The 17,170-nt window shown below is 38.1% G+C and carries 17 protein-coding genes; 12 read left to right on the top strand and 5 right to left on the bottom strand.

The genetic code is table 11. The features are described 5' to 3' along the window. The first annotated feature begins 66 nt into the window (after positions 1–66). The 4 genes from BFL01S_RS04305 to BFL01S_RS04290 all read left to right on the top strand — a co-directional run bounded on the left by BFL01S_RS04305 (position 67) and on the right by BFL01S_RS04290 (position 3,434). Positions 67–729: a potassium channel family protein gene (locus BFL01S_RS04305; protein WP_025909139.1), complete on the top strand. Its 663-nt coding sequence runs from the start codon at positions 67–69 to the stop codon at positions 727–729. Positions 730–999: 270 nt separating this feature from the next. Continuing rightward, positions 1,000–1,929 (top strand): sensor histidine kinase, encoded by a 930-nt coding sequence (locus BFL01S_RS04300; RefSeq protein ID WP_169799839.1) that lies wholly within the window; start codon positions 1,000–1,002, stop codon positions 1,927–1,929. 24 nt (positions 1,930–1,953) lie between these two features. After that, positions 1,954–2,586: a response regulator gene (locus BFL01S_RS04295; RefSeq protein WP_025909137.1), complete on the top strand. Its 633-nt coding sequence runs from the start codon at positions 1,954–1,956 to the stop codon at positions 2,584–2,586. A 146-nt stretch (positions 2,587–2,732) separates the two neighbouring features. Next, positions 2,733–3,434: an ABC transporter ATP-binding protein/permease gene (locus tag BFL01S_RS04290; RefSeq protein WP_061784973.1), complete on the top strand. Its 702-nt coding sequence runs from the start codon at positions 2,733–2,735 to the stop codon at positions 3,432–3,434. A 29-nt stretch (positions 3,435–3,463) separates the two neighbouring features. Here BFL01S_RS04290 and rnjA read toward each other — a convergent pair whose 3' ends face one another. Next, positions 3,464–5,131: a ribonuclease J1 gene (rnjA, locus tag BFL01S_RS04285; protein WP_025909133.1), complete on the bottom strand. Its 1,668-nt coding sequence runs from the start codon at positions 5,129–5,131 to the stop codon at positions 3,464–3,466. Between the two features lie 5 nt (positions 5,132–5,136). Further along, entirely contained in the window at positions 5,137–5,346 is a 210-nt protein-coding gene (locus BFL01S_RS04280; protein WP_025909132.1) for a DNA-dependent RNA polymerase subunit epsilon, read from the bottom strand. A gap of 579 nt (positions 5,347–5,925) precedes the next feature. Between BFL01S_RS04280 and BFL01S_RS04275 the strand changes: the two genes are divergently transcribed. Beyond that, entirely contained in the window at positions 5,926–6,708 is a 783-nt protein-coding gene (locus BFL01S_RS04275) for a Cof-type HAD-IIB family hydrolase (RefSeq protein ID WP_025909131.1), read from the top strand. Between the two features lie 36 nt (positions 6,709–6,744). Here the strand turns inward: BFL01S_RS04275 and def are convergent, their stop codons facing one another. Then, entirely contained in the window at positions 6,745–7,299 is a 555-nt protein-coding gene (def, locus tag BFL01S_RS04270) for a peptide deformylase (RefSeq protein ID WP_025909130.1), read from the bottom strand. Between the two features lie 152 nt (positions 7,300–7,451). Further along, a complete protein-coding gene (locus tag BFL01S_RS19860; RefSeq protein ID WP_076513034.1) occupies positions 7,452–7,565 on the bottom strand; it encodes a YjcZ family sporulation protein in 114 nt (37 codons plus the stop codon). Between the two features lie 171 nt (positions 7,566–7,736). Between BFL01S_RS19860 and BFL01S_RS04265 the strand changes: the two genes are divergently transcribed. The 6 genes from BFL01S_RS04265 (at position 7,737) to BFL01S_RS04240 (ending at position 14,243) form a co-directional block, all read left to right on the top strand. Beyond that, complete coding sequence (locus BFL01S_RS04265) at positions 7,737–8,387, top strand: YkyA family protein (RefSeq protein WP_061784972.1); 651 nt, start codon at positions 7,737–7,739, stop codon at positions 8,385–8,387. Positions 8,388–8,957: 570 nt separating this feature from the next. Beyond that, positions 8,958–10,073 carry a pyruvate dehydrogenase (acetyl-transferring) E1 component subunit alpha gene (gene pdhA, locus BFL01S_RS04260; RefSeq protein ID WP_025909128.1) on the top strand — a complete coding sequence of 372 codons (1,116 nt, stop codon included), beginning with the start codon at positions 8,958–8,960 and terminating at the stop codon, positions 10,071–10,073. Between the two features lie 3 nt (positions 10,074–10,076). Beyond that, positions 10,077–11,054 (top strand): alpha-ketoacid dehydrogenase subunit beta, encoded by a 978-nt coding sequence (locus tag BFL01S_RS04255; RefSeq protein WP_025909127.1) that lies wholly within the window; start codon positions 10,077–10,079, stop codon positions 11,052–11,054. A gap of 103 nt (positions 11,055–11,157) precedes the next feature. Next, complete coding sequence (locus tag BFL01S_RS04250; protein WP_025909126.1) at positions 11,158–12,480, top strand: dihydrolipoamide acetyltransferase family protein; 1,323 nt, start codon at positions 11,158–11,160, stop codon at positions 12,478–12,480. Between the two features lie 3 nt (positions 12,481–12,483). Further along, positions 12,484–13,896 (top strand): dihydrolipoyl dehydrogenase, encoded by a 1,413-nt coding sequence (gene lpdA, locus BFL01S_RS04245; protein ID WP_025909125.1) that lies wholly within the window; start codon positions 12,484–12,486, stop codon positions 13,894–13,896. A 104-nt stretch (positions 13,897–14,000) separates the two neighbouring features. Further along, complete coding sequence (locus tag BFL01S_RS04240; protein WP_025909124.1) at positions 14,001–14,243, top strand: hypothetical protein; 243 nt, start codon at positions 14,001–14,003, stop codon at positions 14,241–14,243. 79 nt (positions 14,244–14,322) lie between these two features. On the opposite strand, the gene BFL01S_RS04235 is transcribed toward BFL01S_RS04240, so the two are convergent. Beyond that, positions 14,323–15,846: a glycine betaine uptake BCCT transporter gene (locus tag BFL01S_RS04235; protein WP_061784971.1), complete on the bottom strand. Its 1,524-nt coding sequence runs from the start codon at positions 15,844–15,846 to the stop codon at positions 14,323–14,325. A gap of 170 nt (positions 15,847–16,016) precedes the next feature. Here BFL01S_RS04235 and BFL01S_RS04230 point away from each other — a divergent pair, with 170 nt between their 5' ends. After that, positions 16,017–17,033 carry a M23 family metallopeptidase gene (locus tag BFL01S_RS04230; RefSeq protein ID WP_061784970.1) on the top strand — a complete coding sequence of 339 codons (1,017 nt, stop codon included), beginning with the start codon at positions 16,017–16,019 and terminating at the stop codon, positions 17,031–17,033. The last annotated feature ends 137 nt before the right edge of the window (positions 17,034–17,170 follow it).

Below are 17,170 nucleotides of genomic sequence, written 5' to 3'. Positions count from 1 at the left end.
AGTCTTACATTATGGTAAAATAAAGTAGTATATGGACTTCACTTGTTACTACATGGAGGATTTTTCATGAAAAAGGAATTTGCAGTAGTTGGATTAGGGAGATTTGGCGGTAGCATTTGTAAAACATTAAGTGATCAAGGTATGGAAGTACTGGCTATTGATACGGATGAAGAGAAAGTAAATGAGTATGCGAGCGTTGCCTCACATGCCGTAGTGGGAGACTCTACGGATGAAGGTGTACTAAAAAGTTTAGGCATTCGTAACTTTGATCATGTCATAGTAGCTATTGGTGATAATATTCAAGCAAGCATTTTAACCACGCTGATTTTAAAGGAGCTAGGCGTAAAGAAAATTACGGTAAAAGCGCAAAATGATTATCATGCTAAGGTATTATCGAAAATTGGAGCTAACTTTATTGTGCATCCAGAACGTGATATGGGAAGAAGAATTGCCAATAGTATGATTTCCAATAGCGTACTTGACTATCTAGAGCTATCTGATGAGCACAGTATTGTTGAGCTAGTTGCGAGTAAAAAAATGGCGGGAAATACGCTTATCGACTTAGATATTCGTGCTAAATATGGTATTAATATTGTTGCAATTAAGAGAAGCCAAGATATTATTGTCTCTCCACAAGCATCAGAGTCAATCAAACAGGGTGACATTTTAATTGTTATTGGTGCAGATGTAAATATTAATCGATTTGAGAATAAATTCGCAGATATGTAATGAAAACCTGCTTTCAGCATTGGAAGCAGGTTTTTGCTATGTATTTATAGAAAATATGGATTTTATTGGTGGTTTGTTAGTACAATAGTAAGCGGAGGAATGCAAGATGAAAACTTTTTTAGTGCAAACTACTATGTTTTTAGCGATATGGACTGCCCTTTTTTTTCAATATATCAAAGCGTAAATATTCTTGGATTACTTTTTTTAAGTTTTCTGTCCATGCTTATTTATTTTACAAAACCACTGTGGAGGCAGAAGCTAGGAAATCAAATGTGTCAAGTGTTGGTTCTGACAAGCTTAGGGTTCTTCTTATCGTTCTCCCCACTTTTAATGGCTCTTTTTCTGTATGTTAGTGTTGAAGCAGCCAGTGAAGTGAAGGGACTTTCTTTTCGAATTTATGCTGGATGTACACTGATTGCTTTTTTACTTTTAACCTGGATTAAGTTAGAGGCCTTATTACTACCAACCATTATCATAACTGTGCTAATTGGGGTTGTTTTGTATCAATTAGGTGTAAGTAGGGAAGAAAAGCAACAAAAACAGCTTTTATATGATGAGCTTAGAGGTGAATATCGCTCTCTTAAACGAATGAGTTTGGAGGCAGATAAAGCGGCTCGAAATGAAGAAAGAACAAGAATTGCTCGAGATATTCACGATTCTGTTGGCCATAAATTAACGGCTTTATTACTAAATATTCAAGTGTTAAAGATGAGTCAAGAGTTAGAAAATGTACAGCTAGACCAATTAAAACGGTTAGCAGAAGAAAGCTTAGCCGAAACACGTCATGCTGTAAAGGAGTTGGATAAATCAACCTTACAGGGAGTAGCATCCATTGTTCATTTAATTAAAAAGTTAGAATCAGAGAGTCATATGAATGTTTCGTTTACAGTGAAGCAGCGAGTATTATCACTGACGCTGTCCAATACTCAAAGCGTCGCGTTATATCGCGCTATTCAAGAGGGATTTACAAACGCAATGCGTCACGGTAGTTCAAGAGAATTAGCAATTACTCTAATGCTATCACCAGTAGGAGATTTATCTTTCAAAATAAAAAACAGCATTGCACCTGATGCACCTCCTTTTCAAGAAGGGTTTGGGTTAAAGGCATTAAAGCAGCGGATTGAAAGTATCCGAGGACAAGTAAGCTACTTGCAAACACCTGAACATTTTTCTATAGAAGGCATCATTAAACTAAATTAAGGGATACAAAGAAGGTGAGTTTACTTGATTCATATTTTACTTGTGGAAGATCAAAGCATTGTTCGTTCAGGAATTAAAATGATGATTGAACAAGATGCTGCTCTGTGCGTGCGAGCAGAAGCGAGTAATGGAAAAGAAGCGTTAGAGCAGCTGGAGCGTCATATGATTGATCTTGTGATTATGGACGTATCAATGCCAATTATGAACGGAATTGAATCCACCCAGAAGATAAAAGCGCAGTGGCCAACAATACGGGTATTAATGCTAACGACCTTTAATGATGAAGAGTATGCTATGCAGGCTCTTCAATATGGAGCAAATGGGTTTATGCTAAAAACGGCTGACCCCGAGCATCTCATTCAATCCATTCATAGTTGTATGAACGGTGGTTTAAGTATTCATGATCACGTAACGGCTAAAATTATGCCAAGGTTATTAAGAAAAGAAGCAGCAGACCCTATACAGATTGAACTTACAAAAAGAGAAAGAGAGTTAGTCAAACTTGTAGGAGAAGGGAAAACGAACAAGGAAATTGCAGCAGAGCTTTATTTATCAATTGGAACGGTTAAAAATCATCTTACGCAAATTTTACATAAGCTAGAGCTGCGTGACCGCACGCAGCTGGCTATTTATGCTGTGAAAAATCACTTAGCGTGAAGAAATCTTCTGACAAGAGGTCAGAAGATTTTTTGTCATGTGACGGAGGTCATAGTTTGGAATAGAAGAAGTGACGGAAGTAAGTGGTGAAGGAAGTGTTGAATTTATAAGATGAAGTAAGAAAGAAAATAAAGGAGTGAAGCCTTATGTTAGAAGTCATCGAACTAAGTAAAGCATACAAAAAAGCGAAAGTAGTAAATAACATCAGCTTGTTTTTAGAACGTGGCGAAACAATTGGATTATTAGGGCCAAACGGTGCAGGAAAGTCAACGACCATTTCTTTGATTTCTTCTCTTATTAAACCGTCAAGCGGTGGCATACGTATCAACGGGAAAAGCAGCGTAGAAGATCCAATTCATATGAGACAAATACTGGGCGTTGTTCCTCAAGAGCTAGCTTTATATGATGAATTAACGGCAAGAGAAAATCTCGACTTTTTTGGAAGAACCCAAAGAATGAAAGGAAAACAGCTAGCTGAAAAAGTGGATGAGATTTTAAACATGATTAGCTTAACCGACCGCCAGCATGATCGTGTGAAAATCTTTTCTGGAGGAATGAAAAGACGACTTAACATCGGTATTGCTCAGTATCACGTGCTTATTCCTCTATTAGCAGTGAGTATGGCAATGATAGGAGGGGCATATTGGCCTCTTGAAATTGTCACATCTCCAGTTATGCTGACACTTTCAAAGTTCGTACCGTTGACATATGGAATGGACCTTTTAAAGCAAGTTGTGCTCTATGATTATGCATGGCAAAAAATTGCGTACTCAAGCCTATTATTATGCATTATTACAGTGGTATTAATGGCTCTTGGAATTAATATTTTAGAGAAGAAACATACGTAAAAAGGATTCGCGTAAGCGAATCCTTTTTCTTATACTTCCATAATGATTGGTAAAATCATTGGACGACGTTTTGTTTTTTCATAGAGGAATGGAGCTAGTGTGTCTGTAATTTCATTTTTAATTTCAGACCACTGAGATGTACGGCGCTCCATTACTTTATTTAAGTGCTTTGTAATTAATGATTGTGCATCGTTAATTAAATCGCCAGATTCGCGCATGTAAACAAATCCACGTGAGATAATATCTGGACCCGCTGCAATTTTAAAGTCTTTCATGTTAATGCTAACAACGACGATTACAAGACCTTCTTCAGATAGAATACGACGATCTCGCAGTACGATATTACCAATATCACCAATGCCGCTTCCGTCAATATAAACAGAACCAGATGGGATTTTACCCGCTACGGATGCTTCGTTCTCGCTTAGTGCTAATACTTCACCGTTATCCATAATGAAGCAGTTTTCTTCTTGAACACCGCAGTCAGTTGCTAGCTTGATATGCATCTTTTGCATGCGGTACTCACCATGAATTGGCATAAAGTACTTTGGTTTCATTAAGCGAAGCATTAATTTTTGTTCTTCTTGTCCACCATGACCTGACGTATGGATGTCATTCAGTTTACCATGAATAACTTCAGCACCAGCACGGAATAACATATCGATCGTTTTGCTTACACTTACTGTGTTACCTGGAATTGGTGATGAAGAGAAAACAACTGTATCCCCAGGGATAATCTGAATTTGACGGTGTGTACCGTTTGCAATACGTGATAAAGCAGCCATCGGTTCACCTTGACTACCTGTACATAAAATTGTTACGCGGTTAGCAGGAATACGATTGATTTGAGATGGTTCAATAAACGTATCTTTTGGACAAGAGATATAGCCAAGCTCCTGACCAATATCAATTGCTGCTTCCATACTGCGACCAAACACAGCAATTTTACGATTGTTTAATACAGCAGCTTCAACAACTTGCTGTAAACGATGAATGTTAGATGCAAACGTTGCGAAAATAATACGGCCTTCAACTTTTCGGAAAATGTCATGAATGCTGTCACCAACGCGACGCTCAGACATTGTAAAGTTAGGGATTTCACTGTTTGTACTATCTGATAGTAGGCATAGTACGCCGTCTTTACCGATTTCAGCCATCTTTGTTAAGTTCGCTGGTTCTCCAACTGGTGTAAAGTCAAACTTAAAGTCACCTGTATGTACAATTTGTCCATTTGGTGTTTTTACAACAATACCGTATGAATCAGGAATGCTGTGTGTTGTACGGAAAAACGTTACCGACGTCTTGCGAAACTTAATAACGTCGTCTTCTGTAATTTCATGAAGCTGTGCAGTTCTAAGTAATCCGTGCTCATCCAGCTTATTGCGTAGTAAACCTAACGCTAGCTTTCCAGCATAAATTGGAATGTTTAATTCGCGTAAAAGATACGGAATTCCACCGATGTGATCCTCATGACCATGTGTTACGAAAAGTCCACGGATTTTGTCTGCGTTTTTAACTAAATAGCTGTAATCAGGAATTACATAATCAATACCTAATAGTTCATCTTCTGGAAACTTAATTCCGGCATCGATAAGAATAATTTCATCTTGAAACTGTACGGCATAGGTATTCTTACCGATTTCACCTAGTCCACCTAGAGCGAATACCGCCGTCTGATTATTTTTTACAAATTTCATTTTTATCATATCTCCAATACTTTAAAATCTTCGCTGTGTTGCTCATATTCTAAGTAGTCTCCGTCCACTAGTTGAACAAATTCAATGTTAATTGAACGCGCTTTTAACTTTTTACGAACGTCGCGTTCAGACTCTCCTTCTACATAAACAGTTTGTGTGTTTTCACGAACTGGTACTTCTGTTAATTTTTCTTGAAAATATACTTTAAAAATCATAACTTCATTCTCTCCTTAAATCCGAAATTCAAATAACTTATTTTATTATAATATAAAATGTGTATGTATTTCATGTATTTTCTAAAGAAACTTGCTTTCACTACATTTTAGACATCAAAATAACACAAGTCAATTCGTTAAATGCAAAATAGGGACGATTTCTATCGATAAACTTAAATTTTATTGAAAAATTATACGAATAGCTAATATGAAATTATGACTATGTGAAAAAATTGACTGACTGGACTGCTTATTTAAATAGAAAATAAGGGCTATTCTATTTTACGATGCAGACACACGCTCTGCAAATGTATTGATAGAAAGCCCTTAAATCGTTAATTAAGCAATTGATTTTTTTCGTAATAATTCATTCCAACGTCTTAAAAGGCGCTTTCGAAAATCTTTTAACATGAATCTCATCTCCTTTATATCTGATGAATGCCTGTCTATGTTTATAGTTGTAGTATATGAAAAAAGCGCATAGACTTGCGTGGTTATATATGGAAAGATGGAGAAAGTAGAAGTGGTTTGTTATAATGGCGTGAGAAACGAAAAAAAATAGAAAAGTTAGGTGAAACAATGGACAAAAAAATAGTGTTCTTTGATATTGATGGTACATTGTTAGATCATGATAAAAAATTACCTGAGTCAACAAAGCAAGCGGTAAATCAGCTCAAGGAAAAAGGTTATGAAGTAGCCATTGCTACAGGCCGAGCACCGTTTATGTTTAAAGAGCTTCGAGATGAGCTTGGTATCGATACATATATTAGCTTTAATGGTCAGTACATCGTATTAAATGGTGAAGTTCTGTATCAAAATCCATTAGACGTACAAGAGCTTCAAGCGCTCACCGCGTTTGCTGCTCAAAAAAATCATCCAGTCGTTTATTTAGATCATGATGATATGAGGTCTAATATTGAATTTCATGAACATATTGAAGCAAGCATTAGCACGCTAAAGCTTGGCATCACACATCCAATTCATGACCCTTTGTACTATGAAAACCGCGAAATCTATCAAGCGCTTCTTTTCTGTACGGATGGTGAAGAGAAGCCTTACGAAGAAAAATTTAAAAAATTTGATTATATTCGTTGGCATGAATTCTCAACGGATGTGCTTCCTGCTGGTGGATCAAAAGCAAAGGGAATTGAGGTTATGATCAATAAGTTAGGCTATAAGAAAGAAAATGTGTATGCATTTGGCGATGGCTTAAATGATATTGAAATGCTCTCGTACGTAGGAAATGGCGTAGCAATGGGAAATGCCCATGATGAAGTAAAAGAAGTGGCAAATTATATTACAAAAGACGTAGCTGATAACGGAATTGCACACGGTCTTCAACTTGTAGGATTACTGTCTTAACAGAAAAGTAGGAACCTGGACGGGTTCCTACTTTTTTTAGCGCATATAAGGGCTTGCATTTTCAGGTTCTTTAAACGGCTCTGCTTTGTTAATATGGTCATAAAACATAACGCCATCAAGATGGTCAATTTCATGCTGAAAGACCACAGCTAATAGGCCTTTCAAACGGATTTTAACCTCTTCTCCTTCTAGCGTTGTACCTTTTACAGTAATACGAGCGTACCTTGGGACATATCCAGGTATTTCTTCATCTACGGATAAGCATCCCTCACCGCTTGTTAAATACGTTTTTTCAACGGAGTGGCTCACAATTTTCGGGTTGAAAAGGGCGTAGCTTTGCACGTTTCCACGCTCATCAGGTGCTTGAATAGCAATCATTCGCTTTGATACGTTGATTTGAGGAGCAGCTAATCCAATTCCAGGACGTAAATTATACTTGGCTGCAATTTCAGGGTCTTGGCTGTTTTGAACATACTCAAGTAGTTGTCTAAGCGTTTCTTTATCTTCAGCTGTTGCTGGAAGCTTTACTTCTTGTGCTACTTTGCGCAGAGTAGGGTGGCCATCCCTAATAATTTTATCCATTGTAATCACTGTTCACATCTCCCTAACGATATATGGTACTAATAGTTATGACATATACTTGTCAGTTTAGTACTATAAAGTGTATCAAAAGACATATGAAAAGTCATCCGAGTTGCTATATGTAGAAGAGAAAGCCACTTGACTTTCTCTTTGTTAACTAATTAACAGCCGCCCCAACTGCAGCCAATAATAACAAGTAAAATAAATAGCACAATTAAAAGAACGAATTCTTTATTTGAACCGCCACATCCGTATCCATATCCTCCGTAATACATAACTAACACACTCCTGAACAGACAGAATCCCAAAAAAACACAAACGATTTAACCGTTTTTTCTTGATGGGTTAGTATAATATATTAAAAGATAATAAAATGGTGTAGATGAATTGCTTAATTCGGGCAATAAAGATAAAATAGTGCTGGTATAAGGGAGGATTTACCAGGTATGAAGACTAAAAAAATAGTAAGTGCAATAGGTATAAGTATGATGCTTTTAGCAGGATGTTCAGCAGAAAGCGGAGACGAACTAGAAGTTTATAAAGCGCTTGAGAAAGTCGCTGATCAAGAGAAGCAGTTTATAAAAGAGCAGCAACCGATGACGGCACTCGAAGAAAAAGAAAATGTTCTATATGAAGAAATCTTATCAATTGGAATGAAAGAAAAAGAAAAAGTTGACGAAAAAGCAAGCGAAGCGCTCCAATTATTAGATGAACGAGAAGAACATTTAGTAAAAGAACAGGAAAGTATGCAGCGTTCAAAAGAAGAGTTTGAAAAAGCCAAAGAGAAAATCGAACTGGTAAAAGATGAAGACATAAAGAAGCAAGCCAACAAACTCGCTTCTTTAATGGAAAGTCGCTATAAGGCATACGACTTGATGTATGCTTCGTATGAAGAATCGGTGGAGTTAGACAGAGAGCTATACACAATGTTTCAAAAAACAAACGTGAAGCTAAACGATTTAGAAAACCAAATTTCTTCTATTAATGAGATGTACCAAAAGGTGCAGGAGAATAGTGAAAAGTTTAATCAAGCAACGGATGCTTATAATGAAGAAAAAAAGAACTTCTACAAAAAGGTGAAATCAGATCAAGAATAAAAGCAGGAAACACTCAAAGCAATAAGCATTGGCTGTTTTTTGATTTGATATACAACAGTATTCGACATGAATTAAATAGTCTGTAAAACGCTTTCATTCAAAGGGTTTGTAAGAAATTAAACGGTGATATTAAGCAGGTTTTTAAACGGTTATTATAAGACAAGTAGTACAGGATATGTTTGTGTAATAGCACAGATGGATTTAACATTTTTTAAAAGTGTAATAAGGCAAAAAGCTTAAATTTATAAGCGTAAATAGATTGACGAACCGTTTTAATGTGGTGTACACTATTTAGCGTAGTAAGTGTTGTATTAATCATTTTGTTGAAATAATTAATACAGTTTAACGGAATGAAAGTTTCGCTTAAACTTTCCTTTTACTTAAATGTTTGAATCGAGTGCGCCCGGGAATACATAAAACATGTTGAAATACGTAGCGGACTCAAATGGAATTCTAGTCGACAAAAAATGACTTTTAGGTGCTTGTTTTGGGTATCCTAGCAATGTGTATTTTTTTGTTTGATTAGCACATTGAAAAGTAAGGCTTAAATGAAAGGAAGAGGTGACTTAGATGGCTGCTAAAACTAAAAAAGCTATTATTGATGTATCAAAGCAACTTGATAAAATTGCTGAGCAGTACCAAACGTTCCAAATTCTTAATGAAGAGGGCGAAGTAGTAAATAAATCAGCAATGCCAGATTTATCTGATGAACAATTAAAAGAACTAATGACTCGTATGGTGTACACACGTATTCTTGATCAACGTTCAATTTCATTGAACCGTCAAGGTCGTTTAGGTTTCTATGCACCAACAGCTGGTCAAGAAGCTTCTCAAATTGCATCTCATTTTGCATTAGAGAAAGAAGACTTCATTTTACCTGGATACCGTGATGTACCACAATTAATCTGGCACGGTCTTCCATTATACCAAGCGTTCTTATTCTCTCGTGGTCACTTCCACGGTAACCAAATGCCAGAGGATTTAGGCGCACTTTCACCACAAATTATCATCGGTGCACAAATCGTTCAAGCAGCGGGTGTTGCATTAGGTCTTAAAAAACGTGGTAAAAAAGCAGTAGCAATCACTTACACTGGTGACGGTGGAGCTTCACAAGGTGACTTCTACGAAGGTATGAACTTTGCAGGTGCGTTCAAAGCTCCAGCAATTTTTGTTGTTCAAAACAACCGCTTTGCGATTTCAACACCAGTTGAAAAGCAATCTGCTGCTAAAACAATTGCTCAAAAAGCAGCTGCAGTAGGTATCCCAGGGGTACAAGTGGATGGAATGGATCCATTAGCAGTTTATGTTGCTGTAAGCGAAGCTCGTGAGCGCGCAGTAAACGGCGAAGGTCCAACATTAGTTGAAACATTAACTTACCGTTATGGTCCACATACAATGGCTGGAGATGACCCAACACGTTATCGTACAGCAGAGCTTGATACTGAGTGGGAAAAGAAAGATCCACTAGTACGTTTCCGTAAATTCTTAGAAGCTAAAGGCATCTGGAATGAAGAAGAAGAAAACAAAGTAATCGAGCAAGCTAAAGAAGATATTAAAAATGCGATCAAAAAAGCAGATGACTATCCAAAACAAAAAGTTACAGACTTAATGGATATCATGTATGAAGAAATGCCTTTCAACTTGAAAGAGCAGTATGAAATCTACAAAGAGAAGGAGTCGAAGTAAGCCATGGCGCAAATGACATTGATTCAAGCAATCACTGATGCGTTACGCACAGAAATGAAAAACGACGAAAACGTATTAGTTTTTGGTGAAGACGTTGGCGTAAACGGTGGAGTATTCCGTGCAACTGAAGGTCTTCAACAAGAATTCGGTGAAGATCGCGTTTTCGATACACCACTTGCTGAATCTGGTATCGGCGGTCTTGCTGTTGGTCTATCGACTCAAGGTTTCCGTCCAGTACCTGAAATTCAATTCTTCGGTTTCGTATTTGAAGTTCTTGATTCAATTTCTGGTCAAGCAGCTCGTATGCGTTATCGTTCTGGCGGTCGTTGGAACGCACCAATCACGTTCCGTTCACCATTCGGTGGCGGCGTACACACACCAGAACTTCACGCTGATAGCTTAGAAGGTTTAGTAGCATCTCAACCTGGTTTGAAAGTTGTAATTCCTTCAACTCCATACGATGCAAAAGGTCTTTTAATTTCAGCAATTCGTGACAACGATCCTGTTGTTTACTTAGAGCACATGAAATTATACCGCTCATTCCGTCAAGAAGTACCTGAAGAAGCTTATACAATTGAAATTGGTAAAGCTGATGTAAAACGTGAAGGTACTGACGTTTCAATCTTCGCTTATGGTGCAATGGTTCATTCATCATTAAAAGCAGCTGAAGAATTAGAAAAAGAAGGCGTATCTGTAGAAGTTGTTGACTTACGTACAGTTCAGCCTTTAGATATCGAAACAATCATCGCATCAGTTGAAAAAACTGGTCGTGCAATTGTTGTTCAAGAAGCTCAAAAGCAAGCTGGTATCGCTTCAAACGTTGTAGCTGAAATCAACGACCGCGCAATCTTAAGCTTAGAAGCTCCAGTATTACGCGTAGCTGCTCCAGATACAGTATTCCCATTCTCTCAAGCAGAGGGCGTTTGGTTACCAGACCACAAGGATATTGTAGCAACTGCTAAAAAAGTTCTTGAATTTTAATTGATTGTTACTCTATAGAAATCAGCATTTTGCTGATTTCTATTGTAAATAAGGTATAAAAACCAACTAAACATATTGCAACTAACTAGGAGGTTGAAGACACGTGGCATTTGAATTTAAACTGCCGGATATCGGTGAAGGTATCCACGAAGGTGAAATCGTAAAATGGTTCGTAAAAGCTGGAGATGAAATCGATGAGGATGATGTACTTGCCGAAGTACAAAACGACAAAGCTGTTGTTGAAATCCCATCTCCTGTAAAAGGTAAAGTATTAGAAGTTAAGGTTGACGAAGGTACAGTAGCAACTGTAGGTCAAGTTATCGTAACTTTTGATGCTCCTGGTTACGAAGATCTAAAATTCAAAGGCGACGATCATGACGACGCGCCAAAACAAGAAGCTCCAAAAGAAGAAGAGCAAGTTCAAGCAACAGCTGAAGCTGGACAAGACGTAGAAAAAGCAGCAGCTAGTGCGCAACCACAAGCTGAAGTAGATCCAAACCGCAAAGTTATTGCTATGCCTTCAGTTCGTAAATATGCTCGTGAAAAAGGCGTAGACATTAAAGCAGTTCCAGGATCAGCTAAAAACGGCCGTATCGTAAAAGAAGACATCGATAGCTTCTTATCTGGTAGTTCAACTGCAGCAGCTTCAACAGCAACTGAAGAGGCTCCAGCGGCAACTGAGGCAGCACCAAAAGCTACAGCTACAGCAATTCCAGAAGGTGACTTACCAGAAACTCGTGAGAAAATGAGCGGTATTCGTCGTGCAATTGCAAAAGCAATGGTTAACTCTAAGCAAACGGCTCCTCACGTAACATTAATGGACGAAATTGATGTTACAGCACTTGTTGCACACCGTAAGAAGTTCAAATCAGTAGCAGCTGACCAAGGTATTAAATTAACATTCTTACCTTATGTTGTTAAAGCATTAACTTCTGCACTTAAGAAGTTCCCAGCTCTTAACACATCTATTGATGATTCTACTGATGAAGTAATCCAAAAACACTACTACAACATCGGTATCGCGGCTGATACTGAAAAAGGTCTTTTAGTACCTGTAGTGAAAAATGCTGACCGCAAGTCTGTATTTGAGATTTCTGACCAAATTAATGACCTTGCTGGAAAAGCACGTGAAGGTAAATTAGCTCCTGCTGAAATGAAAGGCGCTTCTTGTACAATCACAAACATCGGTTCTGCTGGTGGACAATGGTTCACTCCAGTAATTAACCACCCAGAAGTTGCAATTCTAGGTATCGGACGCATTGCTGAAAAACCAGTTGTACGTGACGGTGAAATTGTAATTGCTCCAGTATTAGCATTATCTCTAAGCTTTGACCACCGTATCATTGATGGTGCAACAGCTCAAAACGCTCTTAACCAAATCAAGCGTTTATTAAATGATCCAGAATTATTATTAATGGAGGCGTAATAAATGGTAGTAGGAGATTTCCCAATCGAAACTGATACTCTTGTCATTGGTGCTGGCCCTGGTGGTTACGTTGCAGCAATTCGTGCAGCTCAACTAGGACAAAAAGTAACAATCGTTGAAAAAGGTAACCTTGGTGGTGTGTGCTTAAACGTTGGTTGTATTCCTTCAAAAGCATTAATCGCAGCAGGTCACCGTTTTGAAGAAGCAAAACACTCAGAAGATATGGGTATTTTTGCTGAAAATGTAACTGTTGACTTCACAAAAGTTCAAGAGTTCAAAAACGGCGTAGTAAACAAACTTACTGGCGGTGTTGAAGGTTTACTTAAAGGTAACAAAGTAGATATCGTAAAAGGTGAAGCTTACTTCGTGGATAGCGAAACTGTACGTGTAATGGATGAAAATTCTGCACAAACGTACAAGTTCAAAAACGCAATTCTTGCAACTGGTTCTCGTCCAATCGAGATTCCAGGATTCAAATTCTCTGAGCGCGTAATCAACTCTACAGGTGCATTAGCGCTTAAAGAAGTTCCTAAAAAATTAGTTGTAATCGGTGGAGGTTACATCGGTACTGAGCTTGGTACTGCTTATGCTAACTTCGGAACTGAAGTAACATTTGTTGAAGCAGCTGATGAAATCTTAGCTGGTTTCGAAAAACAAATGAGCTCTCTTGTAAAACGTAACCTTAAGAAAAAAGGAAACGTTGAAATCTTCACTAAAGCTATGGCTAAAGGTGTAGAAGAAACTGCTGATGGCGTTAAAGTAACGTTTGAAGTTGGTGGAGAAGCAAAAACAGTTGAAGCTGATTACGTATTAGTAACAGTTGGTCGTCGTCCAAACACTGACGAGCTTGGTCTTGAGCAAGTTGGCGTAAAAATGACTGACCGCGGTGTAATCGAAACTGACAAACAATGCCGTACATCTGTAAGCAACATCTATGCAATCGGTGATATCGTTTCTGGACCACCACTTGCACACAAAGCTTCATACGAAGGTAAAATTGCTGCTGAAGCAATCGCTGGTGAACCAGCTGAAATTGATTACTTAGGAATTCCAGCTGTTGTATTCTCTGAGCCTGAGCTTGCGAGCGTGGGTTACACAGAAGCACAAGCGAAAGAAGAAGGTTTAGCAATTCAAGCTTCTAAATTCCCATTCGCAGCTAACGGACGTGCACTTGCACTTAACGCTGCAGAAGGATTCTTAAAGCTAATCACTCGTAAAGAAGATGGCGTTGTAATCGGTGCTCAAATTGCTGGTCCAAGTGCATCTGACATGATCGCTGAACTTGGTCTTGCAATCGAGAGCGGTATGACTGCTGAAGATATTGCATTAACAATTCACGCTCACCCAACATTAGGTGAGATTACAATGGAAGCAGCTGAAGTAGCAATCGGAAGCCCAATTCACATTGTAAAATAATAGATGAAAAAGCTCGTGCCTCCGGCATGAGCTTTTTTGTTGTAAAACGTGGTCAAGCTGCATATAAGTGATGTAAGTGCCGTTATAAAAGTGAGGAATGAGCGATGGTTAAACCTTTTTTGTACAGCTTGCAGCTTATGATTTGGAGCGGCTATGCGACAGTTGAGCTTTTATCAAAACGTGATGAATTAACAGCAAAAATTATTCTTTTCTTTGTATTTGCCTATTTAGCATATGGAATTGCTAAAATGAATGTACACTCGAAGAAAAAAGCGTTCTTTGTGACGTGTAGCTCGCTCTTTGTTTTTTTTCTAGGCTACACCGTCATTTTTTTATTTATTAGATGATAATAAAAGGATTATTTCGTTTAATGTGAAATTATAACATAGTAAAAGAAGCATTCCGAAAACGGGAATGCTTCTTTTCTTAAATTTTTTTAGGATGTACATCTGCTTTTTTTAATTCTTCTCTAAACGATTTGATGAGTGAGAAGACCGTGAGTACCAGTACGATTGAAAATGGCAATGCTGCAATAATGGCGGCTGTCTGAAGCGCATCTAATCCACCAGTCCAAAGCAGGATAACCGCAGTTAAAGTTTGAATCATACCCCAAATAAACTTCACAGAATTTGACGGGTTTAAGTCACCATTCGTCGTTTGCATGCCGAGAACAAATGTTGCAGAGTCGGCTGATGTAATAAAGAAGGTAGCAATCAAGCAAATAGCGATAATTGACATAACCGTTCCTAATGGAAATTGTTCTAATACATAAAACAGAGCTACTTCTGAGCCTCGCTCGTTAATGACATCCATAACTGGTATGTTTTTAAAGAAGTCTAAATGAATGGCTGATCCACCGAATACAGAAAACCATAGGCCACCAAATATTGTTGGGACGGCTAACACACCAATTAAAAACTCTCGAATCGTACGTCCGCGAGAAATGCGAGCTATAAAAGTTCCAACAAATGGAGCCCAAGCAATCCACCAAGCCCAGTAGAAAATCGTCCAGTCCTGAACCCACGTGTTGTTATCAAACGGACTTAATCGGAAGCTCATAGATGGTAAATACTGAATGTAAGACCCGATTGTTGTGACGAATAAGTCCATTATAAAGTTTGTAGGACCCGCAAATAGTAAGAAAAGCATTAAAAGAATAGCTAATAGGATATTAATGTTACTTAAATATTTAATTCCTTTATTAAGACCCGTTTGGGCGGATAACATAAATAGTACCGTAACAATAATAATGACGATTAGCTGTGTAGTAAAGTTGTTATCAATGGCTGGAGATAAGTAAGCCATTCCACCTGTAATCTGAATGGCTCCTAACCCAAGTGATGTGGCTACGCCAAACACAGTTGCAAACACGGAGATAACGTTAATAAGAGTACCTAACCCTCCGTCTACGCGCTTACCTAAAAGAGGACGTAAAATATTGCTAATTACAAAAGGATATCCCTTACGAAATTGAAAGTACGCAAGTGCCAAAGCAAGCACTGAATAAATAGCCCAAGGATGTAATCCCCAATGAAAAAAAGAATATCGCATTGCTGCTCGAGCGGCTTCTGCTGTATTTCCATCTCCAGAAGGTGGGGTATGAAAATGGTTAATAGGTTCAGAAGCGCCCCAGAATACTAAACCGATCCCCATCCCTGCACTAAACAGCATGGCAAACCAGGATATATAACTATATTGAGGTTCATCCTCTGTCTTACCTAATTTGATATTTCCATACCGTGAAAAAATTAAAAATAGTGTAAAGCCTAAAAATAGGGTAGCAGCTAATAGGTAATACCAACCGAATTTTTCAATAATAAATTGATGAATAGCACTGGTAACAGGCGTTAAAGCGGCATTTCCTAGCGTGCTTTCTGGAATGACTCCCCAAATAATAAACAAAGCCGCAATAATCACAGAAAACAGAAACACTGGCGTCAGCTTTTTCAATTAGCTCGCACTCCTTTCGTGAAAAAACCTCTTATGTACAGTTTCTCTTTTAACCTTTTTTACTATACATGAAACCATTTTTACACTTTCCTCGTGCAGTACGATTCATCTTTCGTTTAAGACAATGTCAAAGAGGACAAAATGACGTAATAATAGAAAGGGGAGTCCGTATGAAAAAAAGAGTGTGGCTTACGGTAGTTGTTTTAATGGCATGTACCGCTTTTTTATTTATGAAGTTAAGCACGGAAGAAAAAGCAGGATATGTATACAGGGAAGGAAAGGCCTATTTAGATATGACGATTCAATCGGCGGCTTATGATTCTACATACAGCCCGGTCGACCGTCAGCTTCAGCTTGTTGTCGCGGATAACGTTTATATGTTTATTGAAAATGTTCCCGTCGTCCAAATTAATAATGAACTTTTTCCACTCGCTGAACAAGATTTTTTCATTCAAAACAATCGAGCGTTTATATCAGCATCGTTCTTAGAAAAACAAGAACCTAGCTACGTTAAACTTAAAGCAGCGTATGCTATTTTAAAGTCATCTCAATCAAGCGAAGAAGCAGCTCAAGCAGTTAGTACTAAGCAGTTTACAAGAGAAGAAGTGATGCAGTATATGAGTGGGTTAACACCACCACTAGAAAACGCTAAAGCTGATACGTTTCCATCTCATTTGCCAGGAGCTGATCGTACATATCGCCATGGTTTCCATGAAGGGTTAGACTGGTATACATACTCAGCGGGCGTAGTTGTCAATAAAGAAACTGAAGTGTATGGAATGGGAAAAGGCAAAGTGGTACGAGTGGATCATAATTATAAGCCGTATGAATCCGTGGAGCAACGAAACAAAGATTTAGCATATTGTAAAGAGGTTCAAAAGACTCCTGCTTATATCCTGGATAAGCTACGTGGTAGACAAGTATGGATTCAGTATGACAATGGCATGCAGGCGCGATTTGCTCATCTAGATCAAGTCGATGAAGAGTTAAACGTGGGTGATACTATTACAAAAGATACGCTAATCGGCTACGTTGGAAATTCTGGTACAAGCGGAGAGGTGCAAAAAGATAATACAGAATTACATTTGCATGTAGACTTGTTGATTAACGGTACCCTGTTTTGGAAAGGGTTATCACAAGAAGACGTTAAAGATGTATTAATTAGCCAACTGAATAATAACGAATAGCTCATCCTATAAGAGATTGAGACATAAGTAGTTCAGCCCCTACTATACCTGAACAATTGAGAGTTCACAACTTTTAATCGTTCAGGCTTTTTTTGATTGGGAAAAACCAGTTTGGAAACAGGGTGGAATGGAGCGTA

This window comes from Priestia flexa NBRC 15715 (assembly GCF_001591565.1).
Classification (GTDB): Bacteria; Bacillota; Bacilli; order Bacillales; family Bacillaceae_H; genus Priestia; species Priestia flexa.
Note: the sequence above shows the minus strand (reverse complement) of the source record. Positions and strands in the feature narration are given on the sequence as shown.